The following is a 25054-nucleotide window of genomic DNA, read 5'->3' on the forward strand; positions in this document are numbered from 1 at the left end:
GAAACGGCCAAACGCCTCATTCGGCCTCGCGGAGAAGTCGGGAGGCTGTCGCAGCAGCGGCAGCGCGGCCGCTGAGGCCAGCCTTGTTGTAAAGCTGCTCCGTATGCTTATCGATCGTGCGCGAACTGACCTTGAGAATATCAGCGATGTCACGGCTCGACTTGCCCCTGCTGATCCAGAGCAATACTTCGGCCTCGCGCGCACTCAGGCCGAGTGCCTTTTGCAAGACGATCTCGGGTGCGGCTGGAACGGGCGCGATCTTCAGAACAAGGGTTTCCGGTCCCTCTCGCCCCACGAACAGGATCTTGTAGGGCGACTCACCGATCATCCAATGGCCCAGCAGGGACCCTGGCGCCAGATCGTCCAGTTCCGGCACCGAAAGCTCCTCCACGAGATCGACCGGCAACTGCGCCACGCGCTCCGCCGCCTGTGGCGTGCTCCAGACGATCTGACGGCGATGCAGATCGAGACCAAAGAGATAGCGCCCGGCCCGATCAAGGGCCGCATGCGCTGCACGGACCTGCTGACTGGCCGCAAGACGGACCCGGATACGCGCGAGCACCTCATCGAAATGAAAGGGCTTGGTCACGTAATCCTGGGCGCCTACGTCGAAGGCACGCAGGACATGCTCGATTTCGGTCAGCCCCGTCATGAAGATGACCGGAATGGCGGCCAGTTCCGGCTCCGAGGCCATACGTGCGCAGACTTCCCAGCCATTCATGCCGGGCATCATCGCATCGACCAGAGCCAGATCCGGCGTCTGATGCGTCATGATCGCAAAAGCCGCCTGACCCGATTGGGCCAGAAGCACACCAAACCCGGCCTCATCCAGCGCGGCATCCATCATCCCGAGCGCTGCCGGATCATCATCAATGACCAGAATGACGGGACGCTCGGTGGTCATGGGCGCTCTCCGCCCAGCAATGCGGAGAGCTCTGCCAGGCGATAACCACCTGCTGCCTCGCGCAGGGGATGCAGCAGGGGCTCCAAGGCAGGGTGCGCGCCTGCAAGATCTTCCAGCGCCACGCGAAACCCGCGCAGATCACCGCGCTCGAGATGATGGAGCAGACGCAGACGCGCTACGTTCGGCAGCACCTGACCCGCTGACGCATCCGCCGCCCCATGGGGGAGCGCCGTCTGCGCATCAGCGATGGCGGGGGACGGGTCCGGGTGAGAACGCGTCACTGGAGCTGGCACAGGACTGTCATCGCGCCGTGCGCGAAGCGTCCATTCCAGCCCAAGGAGGCGCCCCATCGCCTCAAAAAGCGCCACGAAATCGACGGGCTTGCCGAGAACGGGACAGTCGTCGAGTGAGGACACGCGCTGCGCCGCGAGTTCCGCCATATTCCCGGTGATGAAGATGATCGGCAGCGCCCCCACATGGGTTTCGCGTATCGATAGCGCCAGGTCGCGTCCGTTCATCCCTGGCATGGACAGGTCGAGCAACAGAAGATGGGGGCTGAACCGGGCAAGACGCTCAAGGCAGTCCCGTGCATTGGCCGCGCTCTCCACCTCGAATCCCCGAGGCGCAAGCATTTCGGTCAGCATTTCGCAATGCCGAGGATTGTCATCGACCACGAGAATGCGCCGCGGCTTGCCCTCATATGCGACTGGCAATTGCGTGAGACGGGGTGCCGCCGTCTCCTCCCGATCAGAAAGAAACAGGCGTACCCGGAAGCGGGTGCCGTGCGACGCGTTCTCCTGTGACGCGGTAAAGGTCAGCTCTCCCCCCATGATCTCTGTCAGCAGACGCGTGATGGTCAGGCCGAGCCCTGTGCCCGGTATGGCATCGCCCGCGGCGCGTTCGAATGGTTCGAAAATACGCTCATGATCCTCCGGAGCAATGCCTGGCCCGGTATCCTCGATCACGAATTCGGCAATCTGACGCTGCCAGATGACGCTGAGCGTGACCCGGCCGCTCTCGGTGAACTTGATGGCATTGGAGAGCAGATTAAGCAAAATCTGGCGCAACCTGTGGGCATCGCCATTGACCATCTGGGGCAGAGTGCCTGGCTTGTAGACAAATTCCAGCCCCTTCGCCGCGGCCTGGGGACGCACCATCTGCACCACCGAGTCCAGGAATTGCGCGAAAGGAATACGATCCCGATAGATCTCGATACGCCCCGCCTCGATGCGCGAGATATCGAGCAGCCCGGTCAGAAGCGCGGTCATGTGATCGCCACTCTCGCGAATGGTTCTCAGCGCATTCAGCCGATCAGGGGGTAAACGCGGGTCCGCTTCGAGAATCTGGGCATAGCCCATGATCGTGTTGAGCGGTGCCCGGATCTCGTGGCTGATCCCGCTCAGAAACCGTGTCTTGGCGTGGCTTGCCGCCTCGGCCTTTTCACGGGCGCGTATCAGCGCGGCGTCCGTTCGCTCATGGGCGGCTATCTCGTTGAGCAGCAACTGCGTTTGACGGGTGGTCTCTTCCCTTGCGGCGCGCTGGCTCTGCTGCGCAAGGACCGCCAGCATGGAGCCGATCGCTGCTCCCATCCCGAGCAATAGATAAGGATGGTTCCGGGCGAAGGACGAGAGCGCCACACTTCCCAGCATGGTGAAGACGAGAGCAAAGATGAGGGCGAAACGTCCGGCAGGGTGGCGCAGCGCCCGCCCGACGAAAGGTGGCAGATAATCGAGAGGCCGGGTGATCTGGGCGGCCAGCCGCGTGGCGGGAGGCTTGCATCGGTCATGGCAACGCGCATCCAATGAACAGCAGAGCGAGCAGATCGCTCCCCCATAAGCAGGGCAATGCGCCATGTCCGGCGCCTCATAGACGCGCTCGCAGATCACGCAGGTCAGTGCCCGATCCTGTGCCCGATCCTGCGCCCGGCTGCGCGGCAGGCGCCGGGCCAGATAGGTGCGGCCGCCCGTACCGGCAGCAATAAGAGGGGCCACGCATAGCGCCATGCCAAGAGCCATGAATGGCGCAAAGGCATGAGCGATGGCGCCGAGCACACCCGAGAGTGCGGCAAGGCCAAGCCCCACCCCGGCGAGCATGGCGCCGAGTCCGACAGGATTGATGTCCGGCAATGCCGCGCGCCGGAACTCTATTCGCGGGGGGCTCAGTCCGAGCGGCTTGCACAGCACCAGATCGGAGACGATAGCCCCCATCCAGGAAGCGGCCAGAACGGCATAAAACACCAGTCCGGTCTGGATCGAATTCACGATGCCTGACTCCAGCAGGACCAGAGCCATGCCAATGGTGAAGAAAATATAGAACACCCGCCCCGGATGTCCGTGAGTGAGGCGGGAGAAGAAATTCGACCAGGCCAGGGAGCCTGCATAGGCATTGGTCAGGTTGATACGCGTCTGGGCCACAAGGATCAGGAAAAACGTGGCCGTCAATGCCAGAGGTGGCGGAAGCAGCGTGCCGTAGGCCAGCGTGTAGAGTGCCTGGGGCTGGGTGGCGTCATCGGGCGCCATACCGAGGCGCAGCGCGGCACAGGCCAGAAAGGAACCCGCCAGAATCTTGACGGCATCGAGCACCACCCATCCGGGGCCGCCAATCAGGGCCGAGGCCCACCAGGCTATGCGGTTCCGGCCGGATCGCTCCGGGAGGAACCTCAGGAAATCGACCTGCTCTGCACTCTGGCAGATCAGCACCATCATGACGGAGGCGGCGCTCCCTACCGCAATCAGACTGACTCCCTGAACCGAGGGGGGAGAAAATCCGACCCAGCTTCCGATCCATTCCGGGTGAAGCCACAACACCGCCACGAGGGGAACCGTATTGAGCGCGAACCAGACCGGCATAGTCAGACTCTGGAAACGTGCGAGAAACCGGAAACCTCCCGTTGCGAGAGGGATGACGATCAGCGCCGCGATGACATTGGTCAGCCAGGTGGGCAGTGAGTCGATACGGGCCAGCATGGCCGCCAGGATGGCCGTTTCGATCCCGAAAAAGATGAAGGTAAAGCTGGCATAGATCAGGGAGGTAAGGGTCGAGCCGATATATCCGAACCCGGTGCCCCGCGTGAGCAGGTCGATATCGAGCCCGCTCCTTGCCGCCGCAATGGTGATGGGCAAGCTGACAAGAAAAATCACCACGCATACGACAAGAACGGCAAGCGCAACGTTCCCGAACCCGAACGCAAGGGTCAATGTGGCACCCACGGCCTCAAGCGCCATAAAGGATATGGACCCCAGAGCCGTCAGGGCCGCACGCCAGGGCGTGGCGGCGCGTGCGCTCCGGGCGGTGAAGCGCAAGGCATAATCCTCGGTTGACTGATCAGCCACCCAGGCATTGTAGTCGCGGCGCATACGGACGATGCGCAGGCGCGCCGTGTCCCCGCGAAGCGGCGTATTGAGCGGCATCTTCATTCCGGAACCTTCTCATCAGCCTTTTGAAAGACGCAACATAGCCCAGGATACGCAAGACTGCGTATAGGCCGAATGCAGTGTTTTGGGACCAAATCGGGAAGCATCCGAGAAGGAACCCGATCACCATGACCTCCCTCCCGCCCGTCTCACGCCGCGCCTTTGCCCGTTTCACCCTCGCCGCTTCCGCTGCGATGCTGGCCGGAACCGGCCGCGCGCGTGCCGCCGCGCCTTCGGGCGAGCCCATCAAGATCGGCATTCTGCACTCACTTTCGGGTACACTGGCAATCAGCGAAGCGACGCTCAAGGATGTCATGCTGATGCTGGTGGATATCCAGAATCGCAAGGGCGGGCTGCTGGGGCGTCCCATCGAGCCCGTGGTGGTCGATCCCGCCTCTAACTGGCCGCTTTTTGCCGAAAAGGCCCGTCAGCTTCTGAGTGTGGACAAGGTGGCCTCGGTCTTTGGCTGCTGGACCAGCGTCTCACGCAAATCGGTACTGCCTGTCTTCGAGGAGCTGAACGGCATCCTGTTCTATCCCGTGCAATATGAGGGGCAGGAATGCAGCCGCAACGTATTCTATACGGGAGCGGCCCCCAATCAGCAGGCCATTCCGGCGGTCGATTATCTCATGAGCGAGGATGGCGGCGGCGCCAGGCGCTTTGCCCTGATCGGGACGGATTACGTCTATCCGCGTACCACCAATCAGATCCTGCAGGCCTATCTCAAATCCAAGGGCGTGGCGGATTCCGATATCATGGTGAATTATACACCCTTTGGTCAGTCCGACTGGCAGACCATCGTCTCGCAGGTCAAGGCCTTCGGTTCAGCCGGGAAGAAGACCGCTGTCATCTCGACCATCAATGGCGATGCCAATGTGCCCTTTTACAAGGAGCTTGGGGCCCAGGGCATCACCGCCACCGATATTCCGGTCATGGCCTTCAGCGTCGGTGAGGAGGAGCTGGCAGGCATGGATACCAAGCCCCTGGTCGGGCAGCTTGCGGCCTGGAATTACTTCGAGAGCATCGATACGCCCGCCAACAAGGCGTTCATCGCCGACTGGCATAAATTCACGAAGAATCCGAAACGGACAACCAACGACCCGATGGAAGCCCATTACATCGGATTCAATCTCTGGGTGCAGGCCGTCGAAAAGGCGGGCACGACCGATCATGACAAGGTCATTGCCGCCATGGTGGGGCTGCGCCAGCCTAACCTCACCGGTGGGATCGCGCAGGTCCTGCCAAATCATCACATCACCAAGCCGGTCTATATTGGCGAGATCCAGGATGACGGGCAGTTCAATGTGGTGTGGCAGACGCCCCACGAGGTGCCGGGCCAGGCCTGGTCGCCTTATGTGCCGGAAACCGCGCATCTGACAGGCGACTGGACCGCTCCCATCAATTGCGGAAATTACGACACCCAGAAAAAGGCCTGCCTCGGATCGCATCATGCGTAAGGCAGGTCTCGCTTTCACCCTGTGCCTCGCGCTGGTCCTCGGCGCGCCTTGTGCCCCCGCCGGGGCTCAGGAGGCTACACCCGATCCCTATGCCCAGCTGGCCTCCCCGCATTTCGACGCCATCATCGCCGGGATCGAGGCGCTCGGCCGATCCGGCGATGACAAGGCCCTCGCGACACTGCAGGCACTTGACGCCCATAAGCTCATGGCTGGGTCAGGGGGCGTGTACATCCATGCAGGAACGGGGCTGGTCGATGCGCGCACGGGCCAGCAGAATGCGGACATCGACCCCGCCACCCTGCATTTGGTTCGTTTCAATAACCGCGTGCGTCTGGTTCTCGCCACGGCGCGGGCCGAACTCCTGCTGGCGCAGGGCAGCCGGGCCGAAAAGCACGACGCCCTGTCGCGCATGCTCACCCATCCCGATGCCTCGATGCTGCCCGCCCTGGATCACGCCAGCGCCGACCCGGCCAACAAATCACTGCGCGCGGAATTCGAGGCTGCGCGCGCGGCTATTCTGCTGAGCCCTGGCGCTCCGCCCGTCGCCCTGAGCGCGCAGCTTGCCGCCGTCTCCGCCATAAAAAAAACAGGCGGACTGGGCGCGAGGTCACTGCTGACGCGGGCCGCAGCCCTTGAGGCTCTTGCGCCACAAACGCGCGAGGCCGCAAAAAAAGCCGTTGCCTCCATCGACTTCCGGCTCAGGCTCTGGAGTTACGCCCAGGATCTTTTCTACGGGGTGAGCCTGAGCTCCGTCCTGCTGCTCTCGGCCATGGGGCTCGCCATCACCTTCGGGGTGATGGGCGTAATCAACATGGCCCATGGTGAATTGATGATGGTGGGCGCCTATACGACCTTCGTCGTCGAGCGTCTGATTGCCGCTTATATCCCGGCGCTCTCGCCGTTCAGTCTGATTCTCGCTCTGCCCGCTGCCTTCGTCGTCAGCGGCGGGCTGGGTATCCTGATCGAGCGCGGCGTGATCCGCTTCCTGTACGGGCGACCGCTCGAGACGCTTCTTGCAAGCTGGGGCGTTTCACTCATTCTGCAGCAGGCCGTGCGCTCCGTTTTCGGCCCGAGTAATGTGGCCGTCACCACACCGGGCTGGCTCGGGGGTGCCTTCGCGCTGGGCGGGCTTGAAATCACCACGGTGCGCCTTGCCATCTTCCTGTTCGCCATAGCTGTCATGGCCGCCCTGATGCTGGTGCTTCGACGCACCCCGCTCGGACTGCATATGCGTGCCGTCACCCAGAACCGACGCATGGCCGCCCTGATGGGGATCCGCACGGCGCGTGTCGACGCACTTACTTTTGGTCTGGGCTCGGGCATTGCCGGTCTGGCCGGTGTTGCGGTCAGTCAGATCGATAATGTCAGCCCCAATCTCGGGCAGGGTTATATCATCGACAGCTTCCTCGTCGTTGTCTTCGGCGGGGTTGGCAATCTCTGGGGCAGTCTGGCGGCGGCGCTCGCACTTGGACTTGGCGGCAAGGGACTCGAACCGCTGATCGGTGCGGTCTCGGGCAAGATCCTGCTGCTGGTCCTCGTCATCCTGTTCATTCAGCGCCATCCACGCGGCATGTTCCCGATGCGCGGTCGGGGGATCGAATCATGAGCACCGATTTCAGCTTCCGCAGCGCGCGTTGGACGGCGCTCCTCGTAGTCGTGCTCGCCCTCGTTCTGGCGCTGGCCAGCCTGCTGCCCCAGGGCAGCGCACTCAGCGTCTCACCTTTCGTCGTGACGCTTTGCGGAAAATATCTCTCCTATGCCCTGCTTGCCCTCGCGGTCGATCTGGTCTGGGGGTTTGCGGGTATTCTCACCCTCGGTCACGCCGCGTTCTTCGCCCTCGGGGCCTATGGCATGGGCATGTACCTGACGCGCGCCATCGGCGCACGCGGGGTCTATGGCAATGCAGACCTGCCCGATTTCATGGTGTTCCTCTCCTGGCATCGCCTCCCCTGGTATTGGTGGGGATCGGACCATTTTCTGGTTGGCGTGGTGCTTATGCTGGGTGTCCCGGCTGTGCTGGCGGGGCTGTTCGGCTGGCTCGCCTTCCGCTCCCGCGTCTCAGGAGTATATCTCTCGATCATCACCCAGGCGCTGACCTATGCGCTGATGCTCGCCTTCTTCCAGAACGGGCTTGGCTTCGGCGGTAATAACGGTCTGACCGGATTCAAGGATGTGCTGGGTTTCGACCTCACCGCGCCAAGCACGCGGGCCGTGCTTCTGGCGCTGACCGGCGTGATCCTCAGCGCAGTACTGATGGGTGCGCGCGCTCTGATGGGAGGACGCTACGGCCGGGTTCTGGTAGCGGTGCGCGACACTGAATCGCGCACGCGCTTTCTTGGCTATCGTCCGGAGCAGGTCAAGCTTGTGGTCTGGATCGTCTCGGCCCTTATCGCAGCGCTGGGTGGCGCGCTCTACGTGCTTCAGATCGGGATCGTCAATCCGGGCGAGTTCGCTCCGGCCAACTCGATCGAGGCCGTGATCTGGGTAGCGGTCGGGGGACGTGGCACGCTGACGGGCGCTGTGATCGGGGCAGTTCTGGTCAATTTCGGCAAGACCCTCTTCACCGCCATCCTGCCTGAATTCTGGCTCTACGGGCTCGGTGCCCTGTTTCTCGCCACCACACTTTTCCTGCCGAATGGCGTCATGGGGCTTTTGCGCCATGTGCCACGCAAGCGCGACGAGGAGGTAACGCCCGAAATCACCAATCCTGAAGGATCGAATGCATGACGACCGCCGCTCTTCTCGACTTGCGGGATGTTTCCGTCAGCTTCGATGGGTTCAGGGCCATCAACGGCCTCTCGCTCACCCTTGCACCGGGCGAAATGCGCGCGATCGTCGGCCCTAATGGCGCTGGCAAAACGACAATGATGGATATCATCACCGGCAAGACCCGTCCTGATACGGGGAGCGTCACCTTTCGGGGTCATGACCTGACCCGTCTGGACGAACCTGCCATTGCCGAACTGGGGATCGGGCGCAAATTCCAGAAACCGACCGTGTTCGAGGCCCTGAGCGTCTGGGATAATCTTCTGCTCGCCCTCAAGGGCCTCCGACGCCCGCACAGGCTGCTTTTCGCCCGGCTGACCCCTGATGAGATCCGGCGTATCGAAGGGCTTCTCGCCACCATCCGCCTCGGTGCCGAAAGTACGCGCGCTGCGGGTGGGCTCAGTCACGGCCAGAAGCAATGGCTCGAGATCGGCATGCTGCTGGCACAGGAGCCCGATCTGCTGCTTGTGGACGAACCTGTAGCCGGTATGACTGATGCAGAGACTGCCGAAACGGCCGAGTTGCTGCGCGAGATCAATCGTACGCGCAGCGTTGTGGTGGTGGAGCATGACATGGATTTCGTGCGGGCGCTGGATGTGACCGTGACGGTGCTTCACGAAGGCGCGGTTCTGGCGGAAGGGCCGCTCGATACGGTCAGCAATGATCCGCGCGTCATTGAAGTCTATCTCGGACGGTGAGGGATCAGTCATGCTGAATGTCGACCAGATCGAATTGCATTATGGTGCTGCGATCGCCCTGCGCGGTGTCTCGCTCAAGGCCGAGCCCGGATCGGTCACCTGTCTGTTGGGGCGCAACGGCGTGGGCAAGACGAGCACCCTGCGCGCCGTGACCGGCATGCATGCAGTCTCCTCCGGTTGCATCACCTGGGAGGGCGAGGACATCACCGCGCTGCCCGCCTACGAGCGGGCACGACGGGGAATTGCGACCGTTCCACAGGGACGTGACATCTTCCCGCTCATGACAGTACGTGAAAACCTTGAAACCGGGCTTGCCTTGCTGCCACGCGGTGAAAGACGCCTGCCGGAGGAGATTTTCGATCTCTTTCCAGTGCTGGGAAAGATGATGACACGGCGCGGCGGCGATCTCTCGGGCGGTCAGCAACAGCAGCTTGCAATTGCGCGCGCACTCGTCATCAAGCCCCGTCTTCTGGTGCTGGATGAGCCTACCGAGGGTATTCAACCCAGCATCATCAAGGATATCGGCCGGGTGATCGACGCCCTGCGTCGGCGGGGCGATATGGCGATCCTGCTCGTGGAGCAGTATTTCGATTTCGCCTTCGAACTCGCGCAGCAGATTGTGGTGCTCGATCGCGGACGCGTGGTCGTGTCCGGTGCCGCGGCGACGCTGGAAGCCGAAGAGGTCCGGCGCTACGTGGCTATCTGAAAGCACCTCCTCGAAAGGCCGGGCTTTCGGTTGCTCGAAAAGCCCGACCAAGGGGGAGCGCGTTCAGGCTGCCTGGTTCCCTGTCAGTTCGGCGCGCACCAGCGCCGCACCGGCGCTCAGAGCCTTTAGCTTGCCGCGCGCCACATCGCGCGGCAAAGGCGCCATGCCGCAATTGGTGCTCGGATACAGCTTGTCGGCATCGACAAAGCGCAGGGCATTGCGCAGGGTCCTCGCCACCTCCTCAGCGGTTTCGACGCTCCTGCTGGCAACGTCGATCGCCCCCACCATCACCTTCTTGCCGCGGATAAGCTCGATCAGATCCATCGGCACGCGGGAGTTATGGCACTCGAGCGACACCATATCGAGATGCGAGCGCTGCAGTCTCGGGAAGATCGCCTCATACTGACGCCATTCCGAGCCAAGGCTCTCCTTCCAGTCGGTATTGGCCTCGATCCCGTAGCCGTAGCAGATATGCACGGCCGTTTCGCAGGTCAGACCTGCGCTCGCACGCTCCAGCGCGGCGATACCCCAGTCGTTTACTTCATCGAAGAACACGTTGAAGGCAGGTTCATCGAACTGGATGATATCCACCCCTGCCGCGACCAGCTCCCGGGCCTCTTCATTGAGAATACCGGCAAATTCCCAGGCAAGTTTCTCGCGGCTCTTGTAGTGGTTGTCGTACAGGGTATCGACCATCGTCATGGGACCGGGGAGCGCCCATTTGATCGGCTTGCGCGTCTGCTGACGCAGGAATCTGGCATCGTCGACAAAAACCGGTCTGGATCGGGATACCGCGTCGACCACGCTCGGCACGCTGGCATCGTATCGATCGCGTATCCGGACAGTCTCGCGCTTCTCGAAATCGACGCCGTTCAGATGTTCGATAAAGGTGGTCACGAAATGCTGGCGCGTCTGCTCGCCATCGCTGACGATATCGATCCCCGCGAGATCCTGCTCATGCAATGACAGAGAGAGCGCGTCCTGACGCCCTTCTGCCAGATCCTGATCCGCCAATCGCCAGGCTGACCAGAGTGTTTCGGGCTGGGCCAGCCAGGATGGCTTGGGCAGGCTACCCGCCGTGGAAGTAGGGAGGAATTTATTCATGGTCGAGGCCTTTGAATGAAGAGTCGCATTGCGAGTGGCAAAAATCAGGCGGTACAGGCCCCGGACCATTGCGCAAGGAAATCACGATAGGGCGTGACGAAATGCGCCTCGGCATATTTGCCCTGCTCGATCGCGAGCCTCGTGCGTTCCTCGCGATCATAGGTGATACGGGTGAGTGAGTGATCCTGAGCGCGCAGGCTGGGCTGATACCGCGCCGTCGCAGCGGAGTTCGCGTTATAGATTTCAGGGCGATAGATTTTCTGGAATGTTTCCATCGTGGCGATCGTGCCCATCAGTTCGAGATCGGTATAATCGGCCGTCAGATCGCCCTGGAAGTAGAATGCCAGCGGTGCCACTGCCTGAGGCGGCATGAAATACCGGACCCGCAGCCCCATCTGACCGAAATAATGATCGGTCAGAGACGGATCATGCTGGCTATATTCCACGCCCAGGACCGGATGGCGGTTTGGCGTCGCGATATAGGTCCTATCGCTGGACACGCTCAGACATATCACCGGCGATTTATCGAAGTTCTTCCGATAGATTTCCGATGCGAGGAAATTTCTGAAGATACGCCCGTGCAGCACACCAAAATCATCCGGCACCGCAAACGCGGCCCGCTGCGCATTATGGGCAGGCAAGGCCACGCTGAAATCATAGTCGCGCAGATAAGACGAGAAATTATTTCCGACGATGCCCCTGATCCGCCGGTCTTCCCGTTGATCCAGGATATCGATGTTGAGCATTTCGATGGCAGGAAAGCGCGCTTCGGTACCTCCATCATCGATCAGAATTTCCGCTGAGATGATTTCGAGTGCGAGCGCATAGCGATCACCCGCCGGATTATCCCAATGCGCTGCTGCGTTGAAGCGGTTGTCGATCATTCGCAATACGCTGCGAAGATTCTCCTCGCGATTGGCGCCCCGTGCCAGATTGGCAAAGTTGGTGGTGATCCGGGTCTGATCAGAAGGACAATACCCGGTATCGAAGCGGGTTTTCCTGATGTCGAATGTGACGCTGGGCTGCATGTCGTTCTTTCCTCCCAAACCCGGTCGCGGTCCGGCCTCACTGGAACGAGACCTGAATGACCCGAAAGACCTGCGCTGCCCTGGCTGGTGATGTCGGGGAACCGGTTTTCAGGGCGCGTCCCGTTTATGCCTGCGCGCTATCGTGAGCGGAAATGATTTGTTCTGATCAATCCATGAGGAATCTTCATATTTCATGCGTGACGGCACAGCTCATCGTAACGAGTGAGAGGGCGGGGTCATCGTATAGCGTGTCATGCGTCAGCCACATCGGACAACGCGGGGTGAATGCCCTGCCTCGACCGCTGAGGCCGCATTCTCAGGCTTTCTGGTTCAAAAAGCGCGCATAGACAGCGCCCATGGCGGCGGAATCGAGCCGCGCCTCGATGGTATCGGCCCGGCTGGTGAGAAGAATGGGCACGCGCGCGCCCATCACGAGCCCTCCACAACGGGCCTCCCCCAGAAAACTGAGCGTCTTCACCGCGATATTGCCGGCCTCGAGATCGGGCATGACCAGAATCTGCGCGCGCCCCGCTACGGGCGACGTCAGACCCTTGATGCATGCCGCCTCTGCATCGACCGCATTATCCATGGCCAGGGGACCATCCACGATGGCACCGGTTATCTCGCCGCGTTCCGCCATCTTGCTCAGACAGGCCGCGTCGAGCGTTCCCTGTATCCTGGGATTGAGCGTCTCGACCGCTGAGAGAATGGCCACACGCGGTGTTCCGAAACCCAGACCGTGATGCAGATCGACGGCATTCTGAACGATATGCCGTTTCGTCGTCAGATCGGGCGCAATATTGATGGCGGAATCTGTCAGAAAAAGCGGCTCTGCCCGGCCTCGGACCGCCATCATGAACACATGGCTCATACGCCGATCGGTTCTCAAACCGCTCTCCTGCGCGACGACCCCATGCATGAGCACATCCGTGTGCAGACTGCCCTTGGCCAGCCCGTACACCGTCCCTTCATGAACCAAAGCGATAGCTGCGCTCACGGCCTCTTCGGGTGTAGCCGCCTCGACCACGCGATACGAAACAAGGGACAACCCGGCCTCCTGAGCGGCCCTTTCCATCAGAACCCTGTTGCCCACGAGCACAGGCATCAGAATTCCCCGGCGCGCCGCCTCTATGGCCCCGGCAAGGGCGTGGGCTTCACAGGGCCAGACAATGGCGTAGGGCACGGCGCCCGAAGCTCTGGCGCGTGCGATCAACGCATCGAAAGCCGTGTGCCGCGTATCTGCCGCGCTATTGAGGCGTGTTTCTGTCATCGTCTTGTCTCTTGATCATGCCCGTGAGGAAACATCCCTGTCGTTCCCCGAATAAAGGGGGCGGGAAACGACGCATGGAGGACCTGCGGTCGATTTCGAGGGGAAGGGTGCCCCCAGGGGAAATCTGATGGCCGGCGAGGCAGGGAAACAGCCCGAGCCACGGTGATTACGGCTCGCCCATCCTCTCCTGCCCAACGGGAGCAGCGCGTATCCACTCAGAGAATGCCCCCATGCCGAGGGAGCGCGAAGGCCGCGCTCGGCTGAGCACACCTTCGTTACTCTACGTCCTCCCAGTGAGGCAGGAAGCGCCTGCCGTCGCGTTCCGCCATATCCTCATAGAGGCGATAACGTTCGAAGGCTGCGGCCTGAGCCTGATGCAACAGATGCTCTGCTTCTTCCGGCGCCGTGCGCGACAGGGTTTTGTAGCGCAGTTCGCGATAGGCATAGTCTTCGAAGGGTATCCGCGGACGCGGAGAGTCGAGTTGGAACGGATTGAGGCCCTCCTTGCGCATCGCCGGGTCAAAACGAAAGAGTGGCCAGTATCCTGACGCTACGGCGCGGGCCTGCTGCTTCATGCCATCACGCATATCGATGCCGTGAGCGATACATTGGGAGTAGGCGATGATGAGTGACGGCCCGTCATGGGCTTCTGCCTCACGTATGGCCGTCAGCGCCTGCTCTGGATCAGCGCCAATGGCGATCTGGGCCACATAGACATTCCCGTACGACACGGCCTGTAGGCCGAGATCCTTGCGCGGGGCTCGTTTACCAGCAGCGGCGAATTTGGCAGAAGCCCCGATCGGCGTTGCCTTGGAGGACTGACCGCCTGTATTCGAATAAACCTCGGTATCGAGCACCAGAATATTCACGTTGCGATTCTGCGCCAGCACGTGATCGAGCCCCCCATAGCCGATATCATAGGCCCACCCGTCGCCACCGATGATCCAGACGGATCGACGTACGAGGTGGTCGGCCACGCTCAGCAGGGTTTCGGCCTCGCCCTGACGCGCCTCATCGGGCAAGGCTGCAAGCGTGCTCTTCAACGCCTTGACGCGCGCGCGCTGCAGCGAAAAATCCCATTCCGTCTCCTGAGGCGCATCCAGAAGAGCCCGGGCGAGATCGGGACCAATACGCGCTTTCAGTGTTTCTGTCAGCGCGCGGGCGAGCTCTGTCTGCTTGTCGATGGCCAAACGAAAGCCGAGACCGAACTCCGCATTATCCTCAAAGAGAGAGTTCGACCAGGCGACACCACGCCCCTCGGCGTTGGCTTTCCATGGGTGCGCCGGGGTATTGCCTGCGAAAATAGCCGAGCAGCCGGTGGCATTGGCAATCTGCATCCGGTCGCCGAATAGCTGCGAGACGAGTTTGAGATAGGGTGTCTCGCCACATCCCGCGCAGGCACCGCTGAACTCGAAAAGCGGCTCGAGAAACTGCACACCGCGCACGGTCGAGGGGTTGACCCTCATGCGCTCCAGCTCCGGAATGGTCTCGAAAAACCCGATATTCCGACGCTCATTTTGAAGCAGCGGCATCTTTTCGGCCATGTTGATGGCGCGTTCCTGCGTTTCGGGGTCGATGGCAGGGCAATTCTCCACGCAGACTGCACATCCCGTGCAATCCTCGACATAGAATTGCAGCGTATAGCGTGTATCGGGATACCCTTTTGCATTGACCGGAGCCGATTTGAACGCCGCCGGTGCGTGATCGAGGCAGGTCGTCTCAAAGGTCTTGGCCCGAATGACGCTATGCGGACAGACGATGCTGCATTGCCCGCACTGGATGCAGCGCTCGGGTTCCCAGACCGGCACCTCGACGGCGATATTGCGCTTCTCGAAACGCGTTGTACCACCAGGGAACGTACCATCGGCCGGAATGGCGCTGACCGGAATCATCTCGCCACGCCCCGCCATGATCTCGGCCGTGACACGATGCACGAAATCAGGGGCGTCTTCCGGCACGAGAGGCGGCATGGCGCGCGTTCCCTCGGCGCGCTGCGGCACAGGCACCGCGTGCAGCGCCTCCACAGCGGCATCCACCGCAGCGTTGTTCAGCGCTACGATATTTCCGCCCTTGGCTCCATAGGATTTCTGAATGAACGCCTTGATGGCTGCGATGGCCTCTTCCTGAGGGAGAATGCCTGTCAGATGAAAAAAACAGGTCTGCAGGATCGTGTTGATCCTCGGGCCGAGCCCGATTTCCAGGGCGACACGCGAGGCGTCGATGACGTGAAAATGCAGCTTCCGGTCGATGATCTGATCCTGGACCTTGCGGGGCAGTTGCTCCCAGACGGTGTCCGGTCCGAAAGGGCTGTTGAGCAGGAAGATGCCCCCCTCATTGGCAGCCCCCAGCAGGTCGCGCCGAAAGAGGAATTCGAATTTATGGCAGGCGATGAAATCGGCATGACGGATCAGATAGGGGGCTGTGATGGGTGCCTTGCCAAAACGCAGATGAGACGCCGTCTCTGCTCCTGATTTATGGGAGTCGTAATCGAAATAGGCCTGGGCATAGCGCCCTTTCAGAGCGCCTATGATCTCGACACTGTTCTTGTTGGCACCCACCGTGCCATCTGCCCCCACGCCATAGAAGAGGCAACGCGTCGTGCCAGCAGGCTCGATATCGAACCCTTCATCGTACTCGAGACTCAGATGGGTAACGTCATCGATCAACCCGACGGTGAACGCGGCGCGCGGGGTCGGCTGGGCCAGTTCGTCGAATACAGCCCGCGCCATGCCGGGATGAAAGTCACGCGATGACAGGCCATAACGCCCACCGATCACCCGTGGCATATGCGGGAACTGCCCGGTCGCCACGGCCTCGGCGAGCACGCCCACGATATCGGCATGAAGCGGCTCCATAGGGGCGCCGGGTTCTTTAGTGCGGTCGAGCACGGCGATACGTTCGATCGTCTTTGGAAGTGCCTCCAGAAATGCCTTTGCATCGAAAGGGCGATAGAGCACGACTTGCAGCGCCCCCAGTTTGCGCTTCGTATCATGGGCGTTCAGCCAGAGTGCCGTTTCGCGTACGACTTCCGCACCGGACCCCATGGCGATCACCACATGGCGGGCATCGGGCGCACCTTCATAGCGGAACAGGCCGTATTGACGCCCCGTCAGGGCCGCGAACCGGTCCATCGCCGCCCTGACAATGCCGGGAGTACGCAGATAATAGGTGTTCACTGCCTCGCGGGTCTGGAAATAGGTATCCGGGTTCTGCCAGGTTCCCCGAATGAATGGCCTGTCGGGACTGAGGGCTCTCTCACGATGGGCTCGAACCTGATCTTCATCGATCATCGCGCGGATCTGCCCATCTGGCACGATGTCGAGCGAGTTATACTCATGCGACGTGCGAAATCCGTCCGTGAAATGAATGAACGGCACACGGGATTCGAGGGTCGCAGCCTGGGCAATGATCGCCAGATCGTGCCCCTCCTGCACCGAGGCCGCACCGATTTGCGCGAAGCCGGTCTGACGCACCGCCATCAGATCCTGATGATCGCCGAAAATGGACGAGGTCCCTGCGGCGAGCGCGCGCGCTGCCACATGCACGACCGTCGAGGTCAGTTCGCCCGCGATCTTGTACAGATTGGGGATCATGAGCAGCAGGCCTTGTGAGGCGGTGAAGGTAGTTGTGAGCGCGCCGCTCTGGAGGGCGCCATGCACGCATCCTGCAGCACCGCCTTCCGCCTGCATCTCCTGCACGATAGGAACGTTGCCCCACAGATTTTTCAGCCCTGCACTGGCCCAGCTATCGGCGGTCTCGGCCATGGGCGATGACGGGGTGATGGGATAGATGGCGCAGATCTCGTTCACGCGATAGGCCACATGCACCACCGCGGAATTGCCATCGAGCGTGGTCAGTCTGGCCGAGGCCGAGGGCGCGCCCTGGCTTGACCCCGAAGCAGAGATCTTGGCCGTCACCTTGTCCGCTGGCGCGGCTGCCTCGTGACTTCTGCTGGGCGTCGTGTCTTGCGCGCCCATCTCCGCTGCCTTCCGATCGCGCGCTTCAGGGGCGGCTGTTTTCCTGCTCATTTTTCTGCCCTTTCGGCTCGTTCAGGCTCTGACCATGAATTTCACGGGTGAGAGTGGTTCCCCGATTGCCCCGTCATCTAGGACCGCGCCCACAGGCTCGGGGCGCATGGCCAGAGCTGTACAGGGACATTGCTCGACACAATCGCCACATCCCGTGCACAGCGCTGCGGAGATGGCGTAACCCTTGCCCGGGCCAAGGCGCGTGATGGCCTGTTCCGAACAGGCTGCAAAACAGTTATCGCATTCATAACAATTCCCGCAGGAGAGGCACCGCCCAGCTTCGCGTCGGGCGGATTTTTCAACCAGCCCGGCTACGATCTCCTCAAACCCGGCGCGCTGTGCCGCGGGCAGTTCGGGGGGCTTTGCGCGCCCTGCCATCACGAGCAGGGGCATGTGCATCATATCGAAGGTCACGATCTCGGGCTTGTGCCTGACGGGCAGGCAAAGCCCGCTCAGATAGGCATCAATCGCGCGGGCCGCATGTTTGCCATGCCCGGTGGCGGTCGTCATCGTACGTGTCCCGGGAACGCAATCCCCCCCGGCGAAAACACCGCGATGTCCGGTCATGAAGGCCTCATCGACCCCGAGCACATCGCCGCGATCGATCACAATGTCCGTAAAACCCGCACAGAGCGAAAGGTCTGCGTGCTGGCCAATGGCCAGGATGACGGTATCGGCAGGGATACAGTCGATTTCCCCCGTCGGGGTGAGGCCATTATCCCTGTCGAGGCTGACGGCCTCAATCTCGACACCCTGTGCGCTGAAACGCCTGACAATGCTGCAATAGCGTATGGTCACGCCCTCGGCCTCGGCCGCCTCGCGCTCTTCGGTATGGGCGGGCATGTGATCGCGATCACGGCGATAGATCATGATCACCTCCTGCGCCCCGAGACGGCGCGCCGTTCGCGCGGCATCCATAGCGACATTGCCCCCACCAATCACGGCAACCACGCGCCCAAGGACGGGGCGTTTTCCCTCCCGAACCGCATGCAGAAGGTCGATTGCCTCCACGGCCTGACGCCCCTGCGCGACCGGAAGCGTCATGGTCAGGGCGCGCGAGGCACCAACCGCGACGAAGGCAGCATCGAATTTTTCCTCGTCCATCAGCCGGGACAGGTCATCGACCCGGCTGTTGCAGCGCAGCGTCACGCCGGGCATGGCCAGAACGCGGGCAATCTCGTCATCGAGCACCGCCATGGGCAGGCGATAGGCAGGAATGCCATATGCCATCATACCCCCCGGCCGTGGCGCGGCCTCCCTGATCTCGACGGCATGGCCCAGCAACGCGAGATGATAGGCGCAGGCAATACCCGCAGGCCCCGATCCGACCACGAGCACACGCCGGCCCGTCGCCGCGCCACACGACACTTTCCAACCGTTCTCGCGGGCCAGATCGCCGAGAAAACGCTCGACTTCGTGAATGGCGATGGGTTCATCCAGCCCGGCGCGGTTACACTGCCCCTCGCATGGGTGGTAGCAGGCCCGCCCATGAATGGCAGGAAGCGCATTTTCCTGCACCAGAAGACGCCAGGCCGCTTCGAAGGCCCCTTTTTCGGCATGGGCGAGCCAGCCCTGGATATTCTCCCCGGCTGGGCAGGCATGATTGCATGGCGGCATGAAGGACACATAATGGGGCAGTCGCGACCGGTGACTGCCGACACCGATCCGGGTTCTTACATGAAGCGCCTGATTGAGGTCTCGCAGCCTTTCGGTCATCGGGAAGCTTTCCTTGTTCTTTCGTTTTTCACTCGCCCGAATTTGAACGACAGCCAATCGAACGATCATCGAATCCCAAATGATGGAATTCGTTATTGCAAGAAGTGATCATATACTCTTATTGACGGTATTTTCATTGAGGCAAATCAAAATCCTAATTCTACGCTGAGAATTCACGGAACACCCCCTTGTAAACCGCTCTTTGGGTAGAAGTTCCCTCATAATATCATTTTTGAAATCAACATTTATTGTCATAGTTCATAGCCTGAACGCTATTCCCACGGGCGTTTATTTATCCATATCATCATGGGTCTTGAGTTGAATCTCCGAAGAACCAGACAAGAAAAAAGCAAAAACCAGGAGTCTCGATCATGAATGCAGTACAGGAAAACACGAAGCCCCTTAGCGGTATCAAGGTCATCGACTTCGGTGGCGTGCAATCCGTCCCGTCAGCAGCCCAGCTGCTCGCCTGGTACGGCGCAGATGTCATCAAGGTCGAGCGCACGGGCGTGGGCGATGTGACACGTCGTCAGCTACGGGATATCCCTGATGCGGATGCGCTTTATTTTACCATGCTGAACAGCAACAAGCGTTCCATAGAGTTGAATACAAAAACACCTGAAGGGCGTGAAGTATTCGAGAAGCTCCTGAAATGGGCCGACATCCTGCTGGAGAATTTCCGTCCTGGCGCCATGGACCGCATGGGTTTTGGCTGGGATGTCCTTCACGCGCTCAATCCGCGCCTGATCTATGGCACGGTCAAAGGCTTCGGTGAGGCCTCTCCATGGTCGCATATCAGCGCCTATGAAAACGTGGCGCAATGTGCGGGTGGCGCTGCCTCCACCACCGGGTACTGGAACGGACTGCCCCATGTGGACGGTCAGGCGCCCGGCAACGCGAACGGCCCTCTGATTTCGGCCGCTGCGCTGGGTGACAGCAATACCGGCAACCATCTTCTGATCGGTGTTCTGACCGCCCTCTTTGCGCGTGAGCGCACTGGACGTGGTCAGAAGATCAGCGTCTCGATGCAGGACTCGGTGCTCAATCTCTGCCGCGTCAAGCTGCGTGATCAGCAGCGTCTGGAACGCGTGGGGCATCTGGAAGAATACCCGCAATATCCCGATGGAAAATTCGGCGATACGGTTCCGCGTGGTGCCAATGCCGGTGGCGGTGGCCAACCAGGCTGGATCCTGAAATGCAAGGGCTGGGAGACGGACGAGAACGCCTATATCTACTGCACCGTGCAGGAGCAGGACTGGGGCCCGACCTGTGAGGCTATCGGCAAGCCCGAATGGGCGACCGATCCCCACTACAGCACCACCAAGGCACGTGAGACCCATATGTTCGAGATCTTCGCCGCAATCGAAGCATCTCTGGCGGACAAGAACAAATACGAGGCGGTCGAGCATCTTTCCAAATATCGCGTACCCTGCGCCCCTGTGCTTTCGATGAAGGAAATCGCAGAGTCCAAGGATCTGCGCGATGCCGGGACGATCGTTGAGGTTCAGCAGCCAGTGCGCGGCTCGTTCCTGACCATCAATCCGATCAAGTTCAGCGAATTTACCCCGGACATCAAGGCTGCGCCGCTCCTGGGCCAGCATACGGACGAGATCCTGGGCGAGTTCGGCTACACGCCCGAGCAGATCGCTGATCTGCGCAAGAAGAAAGTCGTCTGCGCCTGACAGACGCCAGGGGATGCCCGATACGGGGCATCCCCTTCCCTTCCCCATAATCGCGCGCCCTCCCCTTCGTCCCGACGATACGGGAGGGCGATCGGGAGGATTTATTCCATGTCAGAAACAACATCATCGGCCGGGGTCGAGAATGGCCCAGCACAGACAGATGGTTTCCACCTCGTCATCGATGCGCTGCAGCTCAATGAGATCGAAACCCTTTATGGCGTCGTGGGCATTCCCATCACGGATCTGGCACGACTGGCGCAGGAAAAGGGCATGCGCTTCATCAGCTTTCGTCACGAGCAGCCATCGGGCCATGCGGCCTCGATCGCGGGTTATCTGACACGCAAGCCCGGCGTCTGCCTCACCACTTCGGCTCCCGGCTTTCTCAACGCGCTGCCGGCCCTCGCCAACGCCACCACCAATGGCTATCCCATGATCCTGATCAGCGGGTCGAGTGATCGTGCGATCGTGGATCTGCAACAAGGTGATTACGAGGAACTCGACCAGTTTACGGCGGCAAAGCCCTTCGCGAAGGCGGCCTATCGCGTCAATCGTGCCGAGGATATCGGCATTGCAGTCGCCCGCGCCTTGCGCGCCGCTGTTTCGGGCAAGCCGGGCGGCGTGTATCTTGACCTGCCCTCCGCCGTGCTCAGCGAGACACTCGACGCAGAGACCGGGGCGCAGAGCCTGATCAAGGTGGTCGACCCGGCCAGCGCACAGCAACCTCTTCCAGAGGCGATCACCCGTGCGGCCGCCCTGTTGCAGAATGCCAGAACTCCGCTGATCATCCTTGGCAAGGGCGCGGCCTATGCACAGGCAGATGACGCCATTCGCAGCCTGATCGAGACCACCGCCATTCCCTTCCTGCCCATGTCAATGGCCAAGGGGTTGCTGCCCGATACGCATCCTGCCTCCGCTGCCACTGCGCGCTCGCTCGTGCTCGGCCAGGCCGATGTCGTCCTGCTGATCGGGGCGCGCCTGAACTGGATGCTGGGCCATGGCAAGCCGCCGCAATGGTCTCCTGCGGCCCAGTTCATCCAGATCGACGTGAACCCCGAGGAATTCGACAGCAACCGACCGATCGCCGCGCCGATTGCCGGCGATATCGGCACCTGCGTGGTGGCCCTTGGCGCGGCCCTGGAGAAGGCCGGGGTCAGGGCGCCCGCGGAATGGCTGGCGCGTATCGAAGACAAACGCCGCATCAATACCGAGAAGATGACGCAGCGCCTCGCCACCAAGACCACGCCCATGAATTTCTTCACTGCGATCGGGACCATCCGGTCGAAGCTGGAAGGGCGTGATTACGTACTGGTGAATGAGGGGGCAAACACGCTCGATATCACCCGCAATATCATCGACATGGACAAGCCACGCCGCCGCCTCGATCCGGGAAGCTGGGGAACGATGGGCGTCGGGCTCGGTTATGCCATCGGAGCCGCCATCACAACCGGCAAGCCCGTGGTCGCCATCGAGGGTGACAGCGCATTCGGCTTCAGCGGCATGGAGGTCGAAACCATCTGCCGTTACCGCCTGAATGTCGTGGTGATAGTGCTCAATAATGGCGGGATCTACCGGGGAGACGACATCAATCGTGGGGGCGGCAATGATCCCGGCGTCACCGTGCTCGAGGTCAATGGCCGTTATGAGAAGATCATCGAGGCCTTCGGGGGCAAAGGCTATTACGCCGACACGCCCGACAGCCTCGAAAAGGCGCTCGACACCGCCTTCGCCTCCGGGGGGCCTGCCATGATCACGGTCGCGATCGATCCTCATGTGGGCACGGAAAGCGGCCATCTGAGCAAGCTCAACCCGAAAACCGACGCGCGCAAGTGAGAACGACCATGTCCGCAGACAAGACACCCGCCCAGGTCCCTATGCATCGCGCGACAGGGCCGTTCGAGGGGCTGCTCGTCATCGATCTTACCCATGTGCTGAACGGCCCGTTTGGCACCACCATTCTCACGGATCTGGGTGCACGCACCATCAAGGTCGAGGCGCCCGGCCATGGTGACGACACGCGCACCTACGGCCCCTATGTGGGAGAGCGCTCGCTCTATTTCTCCTTCGTCAATCGCGGCAAGGAGAGCATCGTCCTCAACCTCAAGGACGAGCAGGATCGTGCCGTTTTTCTCGAAATGGTCAAACGCGCCGATGTGCTGTGCGAAAATTATCGTCCGGGTGTGATGGACCGGCTCGGATTCTCCTATGAGGCGCTCTCTGCACTCAATCCACGCCTCGTCTATGCGTCATCCTCCGGGTTCGGCCATACCGGACCGCTCGCCCATGCCCCGGCCTATGACACCATCGTCCAGGCCATGAGCGGCATGATGGAAGCGACCGGATTTCCGGATGGCCCTCCCACACGTGTCGGGGGCACCTCGCTCTCGGATCTCTGCGGAGGGACATTCATGTTCTGCGGCATTGCGAGCGCGCTTTATGCGCGTGAGCGCACCGGCAAGGGCGCGCATGTCGATGTGTCGATGTTCGATGGTACCTTCGCGTTCCTGCAACATGCACTCATGAACTGGTCGGCGACCGGTCAGGCGGGGCCACGCATCGGCAACCGCCACCCTTCCATGGCGCCATTCGACGTGTATCGTACAAAGGACAGCCATATCGTCATCTGCTGTGGCAATAATCATCTCTTCACCGAGCTTTGCGCCACACTGGGTATCGCCGGTATCGCCACGGACCCGCGTTTCGTCGACAACAGCGACCGCATGACGAATCTCGATGCGCTCAAGAGCGTACTTGAGCAAGCCCTGATGCAACAGGATTCAGCCTATTGGCTGGAGGCGCTTGCAAAAGCGGGGGTTCCGGTTGGCCCGATGCTGAGCGTAGCCGAGGCAGCAGCCCTGCCCCAGACAGCGGCACGCAACATGGTGATCGATGCGGGCGGACTAAAAATGCCGGGCAATCCGGTCAAGATCAGCGGCTATGACGACCCGCTGGTACGCGCGGGCGCACCCGCGCTCGACGAGCACGCCACGTCGCTGCGTGCCGAGTTCGCACCACCGCAGAAGGCTCCCTCATGACCAATGTCCTGACACAGGGCGGCGGAGTGTCTGCCGCATCGGCCCAACCGGAAAAGGAGGTCTCTCTCGCCGTCCTGCTTCGACGGGTGATCTGCCTGACATTCGTCGTCTCCGTTGTCGAGGTGACGACCTATGTCGATGTCGGGGGAATCTACCCCGGCATCATGACCGGCAATACCGTGCAACTCGGCCGCGCGGTGGCCCTTCACCATTGGGCCAATGCAGGATCGATCGGCACCGCAATCGGGTTGTTTTTCCTGGGATGTATCGGGGCAAGCCTGATCAAGCGTTTCCTGAGCTGGCCCTATTGGGGGCTGCTGATCATGGCGGCAATTCTGGCTGTGGTGAGTTTCATTCGCCTCGTCCCTGATCTGCGCCTGAGTGTGGAACTGCCGCTGATCGCGCTTGCTCTGGGCATACAGGGGGAAACTCTGGCGAAATTTGGCGGTGTCTCGCTCCAGACGATCGTCGTCACCAACAACATCGTCAAATTCTCCGAGGCCTTCACGGGACGCTATCTCCTGAAGTGGTTTAGCCTGGTCCGTCCGACCGACAAGCGCCCGGCGCTGAAGGAGGTCGCTCTGCCGGCCTGTTCCTGGGTGACTTATGTGCTTTCCGCCATGGTGGGGGCGACCATTGGCCAGGTTTCGAGCCTTGGTCTTCTGCTTCCCGTCGTGGTGCTCGTTCTGACCGTGATCGATCTCCATAGGGATCTCTGAACGGTGTACGCCTCCGCCCCTCCGGCGGGGGCTTTTCTAGCGCGGATCACGCTCCCAACCCGCCAGCGTGGCCTATTTCGACCCGGCCCAACCATGGAGTGACAATGCCCCCGATTACTGACAACACGGCAATGCACCGCTTCGAAATGACTCAGGACGGGGCAACAGCCTTTATCACCTATCTGTGGCATGGCACGGTGCTGGTGTTGCTGCACACCGAAGTCCCCGCGATCTTCAGGGGCAAGGGTATCGGGCGCGCCCTGGTCTGCGGCGTGCTGGAGCGGCTCGTCGAGGCGCAAAACGTGGTCGACATTCGATGCGCGTTCATACGCCATATCCTGCAAGAAAATCCGGCACTCGCGACACGCCTGACACGCGTCCGTTCCTCCTGACCTTGGATCCCTGCACTGGAGCAGGACCGCCCTGGTCAGCGGCACTGCTGTTGAGGATCTGGAAGTGATCGCGGTGATCACAACAAGTGTCAGACTTCAAATGATAAAAACGACGATGCTTTTACCTGATATGGGGGGG

The 25054-nt window shown here is 61.2% G+C and carries 17 protein-coding genes; 10 read left to right on the plus strand and 7 right to left on the minus strand.

Features of this window, described 5'->3' with window-relative positions; all coding sequences use genetic code 11:
• Positions 1-16: 16 nt before the first annotated feature.
• Positions 17-904 carry a response regulator gene (locus WFJ47_RS06800; RefSeq protein WP_336761834.1) on the minus strand — a complete coding sequence of 296 codons (888 nt, stop codon included), beginning with the start codon at positions 902-904 and terminating at the stop codon, positions 17-19.
• Complete coding sequence (locus tag WFJ47_RS06805; RefSeq protein ID WP_336761836.1) at positions 901-4320, minus strand: ATP-binding protein; 3420 nt, start codon at positions 4318-4320, stop codon at positions 901-903. The genes WFJ47_RS06800 and WFJ47_RS06805 overlap by 4 nt, the downstream gene beginning before the upstream one ends.
• 125 nt (positions 4321-4445) lie before the next feature.
• On the opposite strand from WFJ47_RS06805, the gene urtA reads away from it, so the two are divergent.
• From urtA to urtE, 5 genes are read left to right on the plus strand one after another with little or no spacing between them, the layout of a single operon-like run.
• Positions 4446-5774, plus strand: coding sequence for an urea ABC transporter substrate-binding protein (gene urtA / locus WFJ47_RS06810; RefSeq protein WP_336761838.1), 1329 nt, complete (start codon positions 4446-4448; stop codon positions 5772-5774).
• Complete coding sequence (gene urtB / locus WFJ47_RS06815; protein ID WP_336761839.1) at positions 5767-7380, plus strand: urea ABC transporter permease subunit UrtB; 1614 nt, start codon at positions 5767-5769, stop codon at positions 7378-7380. The genes urtA and urtB overlap by 8 nt, the downstream gene beginning before the upstream one ends.
• Positions 7377-8501 (plus strand): urea ABC transporter permease subunit UrtC, encoded by a 1125-nt coding sequence (urtC, locus tag WFJ47_RS06820; protein ID WP_336761841.1) that lies wholly within the window; start codon positions 7377-7379, stop codon positions 8499-8501. Before urtB ends, urtC begins: the two co-directional genes overlap by 4 nt.
• Positions 8498-9238, plus strand: a complete 741-nt coding sequence (gene urtD / locus WFJ47_RS06825; RefSeq protein WP_127101816.1) for an urea ABC transporter ATP-binding protein UrtD — start codon at positions 8498-8500, stop codon at positions 9236-9238. The genes urtC and urtD overlap by 4 nt, the downstream gene beginning before the upstream one ends.
• A 10-nt stretch (positions 9239-9248) precedes the next feature.
• A complete protein-coding gene (urtE, locus tag WFJ47_RS06830; protein WP_127101815.1) occupies positions 9249-9944 on the plus strand; it encodes an urea ABC transporter ATP-binding subunit UrtE in 696 nt (231 codons plus the stop codon).
• A gap of 63 nt (positions 9945-10007) precedes the next feature.
• Here urtE and WFJ47_RS06835 read toward each other — a convergent pair whose 3' ends face one another.
• The 5 genes from WFJ47_RS06835 to WFJ47_RS06855 all read right to left on the minus strand — a co-directional run bounded on the left by WFJ47_RS06835 (position 10008) and on the right by WFJ47_RS06855 (position 19159).
• A complete protein-coding gene (locus WFJ47_RS06835) occupies positions 10008-11048 on the minus strand; it encodes a methionine synthase (RefSeq protein ID WP_336761844.1) in 1041 nt (346 codons plus the stop codon).
• Between the two features lie 44 nt (positions 11049-11092).
• A complete protein-coding gene (locus tag WFJ47_RS06840) occupies positions 11093-12076 on the minus strand; it encodes a putative oxygenase MesX (protein WP_336761846.1) in 984 nt (327 codons plus the stop codon).
• Positions 12077-12392: 316 nt separating this feature from the next.
• Complete coding sequence (locus WFJ47_RS06845; RefSeq protein WP_336761848.1) at positions 12393-13346, minus strand: bifunctional enoyl-CoA hydratase/phosphate acetyltransferase; 954 nt, start codon at positions 13344-13346, stop codon at positions 12393-12395.
• Between the two features lie 275 nt (positions 13347-13621).
• Entirely contained in the window at positions 13622-17374 is a 3753-nt protein-coding gene (nifJ, locus tag WFJ47_RS06850; RefSeq protein WP_336761850.1) for a pyruvate:ferredoxin (flavodoxin) oxidoreductase, read from the minus strand.
• Between the two features lie 21 nt (positions 17375-17395).
• Positions 17396-19159 carry an NAD(P)-binding protein gene (locus tag WFJ47_RS06855; protein ID WP_336761851.1) on the minus strand — a complete coding sequence of 588 codons (1764 nt, stop codon included), beginning with the start codon at positions 19157-19159 and terminating at the stop codon, positions 17396-17398.
• Positions 19160-19461: 302 nt separating this feature from the next.
• Here WFJ47_RS06855 and frc point away from each other — a divergent pair, with 302 nt between their 5' ends.
• From frc to WFJ47_RS06880, 5 genes are all read left to right on the plus strand, one after another.
• On the plus strand, positions 19462-20772 hold the full coding sequence (frc, locus tag WFJ47_RS06860; protein ID WP_127101811.1) for a formyl-CoA transferase: 1311 nt from the start codon (positions 19462-19464) through the stop codon (positions 20770-20772).
• Positions 20773-20880: 108 nt separating this feature from the next.
• Entirely contained in the window at positions 20881-22602 is a 1722-nt protein-coding gene (gene oxc / locus WFJ47_RS06865) for an oxalyl-CoA decarboxylase (protein WP_127101810.1), read from the plus strand.
• Positions 22603-22610: 8 nt separating this feature from the next.
• The gene (yfdE, locus tag WFJ47_RS06870; RefSeq protein ID WP_336761852.1) at positions 22611-23804 is read left to right on the plus strand and encodes a CoA:oxalate CoA-transferase; all 1194 of its coding nucleotides are present in this window, start codon (positions 22611-22613) and stop codon (positions 23802-23804) included.
• On the plus strand, positions 23801-24523 hold the full coding sequence (locus tag WFJ47_RS06875) for a YoaK family protein (protein WP_336761854.1): 723 nt from the start codon (positions 23801-23803) through the stop codon (positions 24521-24523). The genes yfdE and WFJ47_RS06875 overlap by 4 nt, the downstream gene beginning before the upstream one ends.
• A 104-nt stretch (positions 24524-24627) precedes the next feature.
• The gene (locus tag WFJ47_RS06880) at positions 24628-24915 is read left to right on the plus strand and encodes a GNAT family N-acetyltransferase (RefSeq protein WP_336761855.1); all 288 of its coding nucleotides are present in this window, start codon (positions 24628-24630) and stop codon (positions 24913-24915) included.
• Positions 24916-25054: the final 139 nt, after the last annotated feature.

It is taken from the genome of Asaia sp. VD9 (assembly GCF_037150015.1).
In the GTDB taxonomy this organism is placed as follows: domain Bacteria; phylum Pseudomonadota; class Alphaproteobacteria; order Acetobacterales; family Acetobacteraceae; genus Asaia.

Excerpts from the sequence above, each read along its gene's own strand:
- urtA (WP_336761838.1), top strand. The coding sequence starts at position 4,446 with ATGACCTCCCTCCCGCCCGTCTCACGCCGCGCCTTTGCCCGTTTCACC.
- urtD (WP_127101816.1), top strand. The coding sequence starts at position 8,498 with ATGACGACCGCCGCTCTTCTCGACTTGCGGGATGTTTCCGTCAGCTTC.
- urtB (WP_336761839.1), top strand. The coding sequence starts at position 5,767 with ATGCGTAAGGCAGGTCTCGCTTTCACCCTGTGCCTCGCGCTGGTCCTC.
- WFJ47_RS06835 (WP_336761844.1), bottom strand. The coding sequence starts at position 11,048 with ATGAATAAATTCCTCCCTACTTCCACGGCGGGTAGCCTGCCCAAGCCA.
- WFJ47_RS06800 (WP_336761834.1), bottom strand. The coding sequence starts at position 904 with ATGACCACCGAGCGTCCCGTCATTCTGGTCATTGATGATGATCCGGCA.
- urtC (WP_336761841.1), top strand. The coding sequence starts at position 7,377 with ATGAGCACCGATTTCAGCTTCCGCAGCGCGCGTTGGACGGCGCTCCTC.
- WFJ47_RS06805 (WP_336761836.1), bottom strand. The coding sequence starts at position 4,320 with ATGAAGATGCCGCTCAATACGCCGCTTCGCGGGGACACGGCGCGCCTG.
- urtE (WP_127101815.1), top strand. The coding sequence starts at position 9,249 with ATGCTGAATGTCGACCAGATCGAATTGCATTATGGTGCTGCGATCGCC.
- frc (WP_127101811.1), top strand. The coding sequence starts at position 19,462 with ATGAATGCAGTACAGGAAAACACGAAGCCCCTTAGCGGTATCAAGGTC.
- WFJ47_RS06840 (WP_336761846.1), bottom strand. The coding sequence starts at position 12,076 with ATGCAGCCCAGCGTCACATTCGACATCAGGAAAACCCGCTTCGATACC.
- WFJ47_RS06855 (WP_336761851.1), bottom strand. The coding sequence starts at position 19,159 with ATGATCGTTCGATTGGCTGTCGTTCAAATTCGGGCGAGTGAAAAACGA.
- yfdE (WP_336761852.1), top strand. The coding sequence starts at position 22,611 with ATGTCCGCAGACAAGACACCCGCCCAGGTCCCTATGCATCGCGCGACA.
- WFJ47_RS06880 (WP_336761855.1), top strand. The coding sequence starts at position 24,628 with ATGCCCCCGATTACTGACAACACGGCAATGCACCGCTTCGAAATGACT.
- WFJ47_RS06845 (WP_336761848.1), bottom strand. The coding sequence starts at position 13,346 with ATGACAGAAACACGCCTCAATAGCGCGGCAGATACGCGGCACACGGCT.
- oxc (WP_127101810.1), top strand. The coding sequence starts at position 20,881 with ATGTCAGAAACAACATCATCGGCCGGGGTCGAGAATGGCCCAGCACAG.
- nifJ (WP_336761850.1), bottom strand. The coding sequence starts at position 17,374 with ATGAGCAGGAAAACAGCCGCCCCTGAAGCGCGCGATCGGAAGGCAGCG.
- WFJ47_RS06875 (WP_336761854.1), top strand. The coding sequence starts at position 23,801 with ATGACCAATGTCCTGACACAGGGCGGCGGAGTGTCTGCCGCATCGGCC.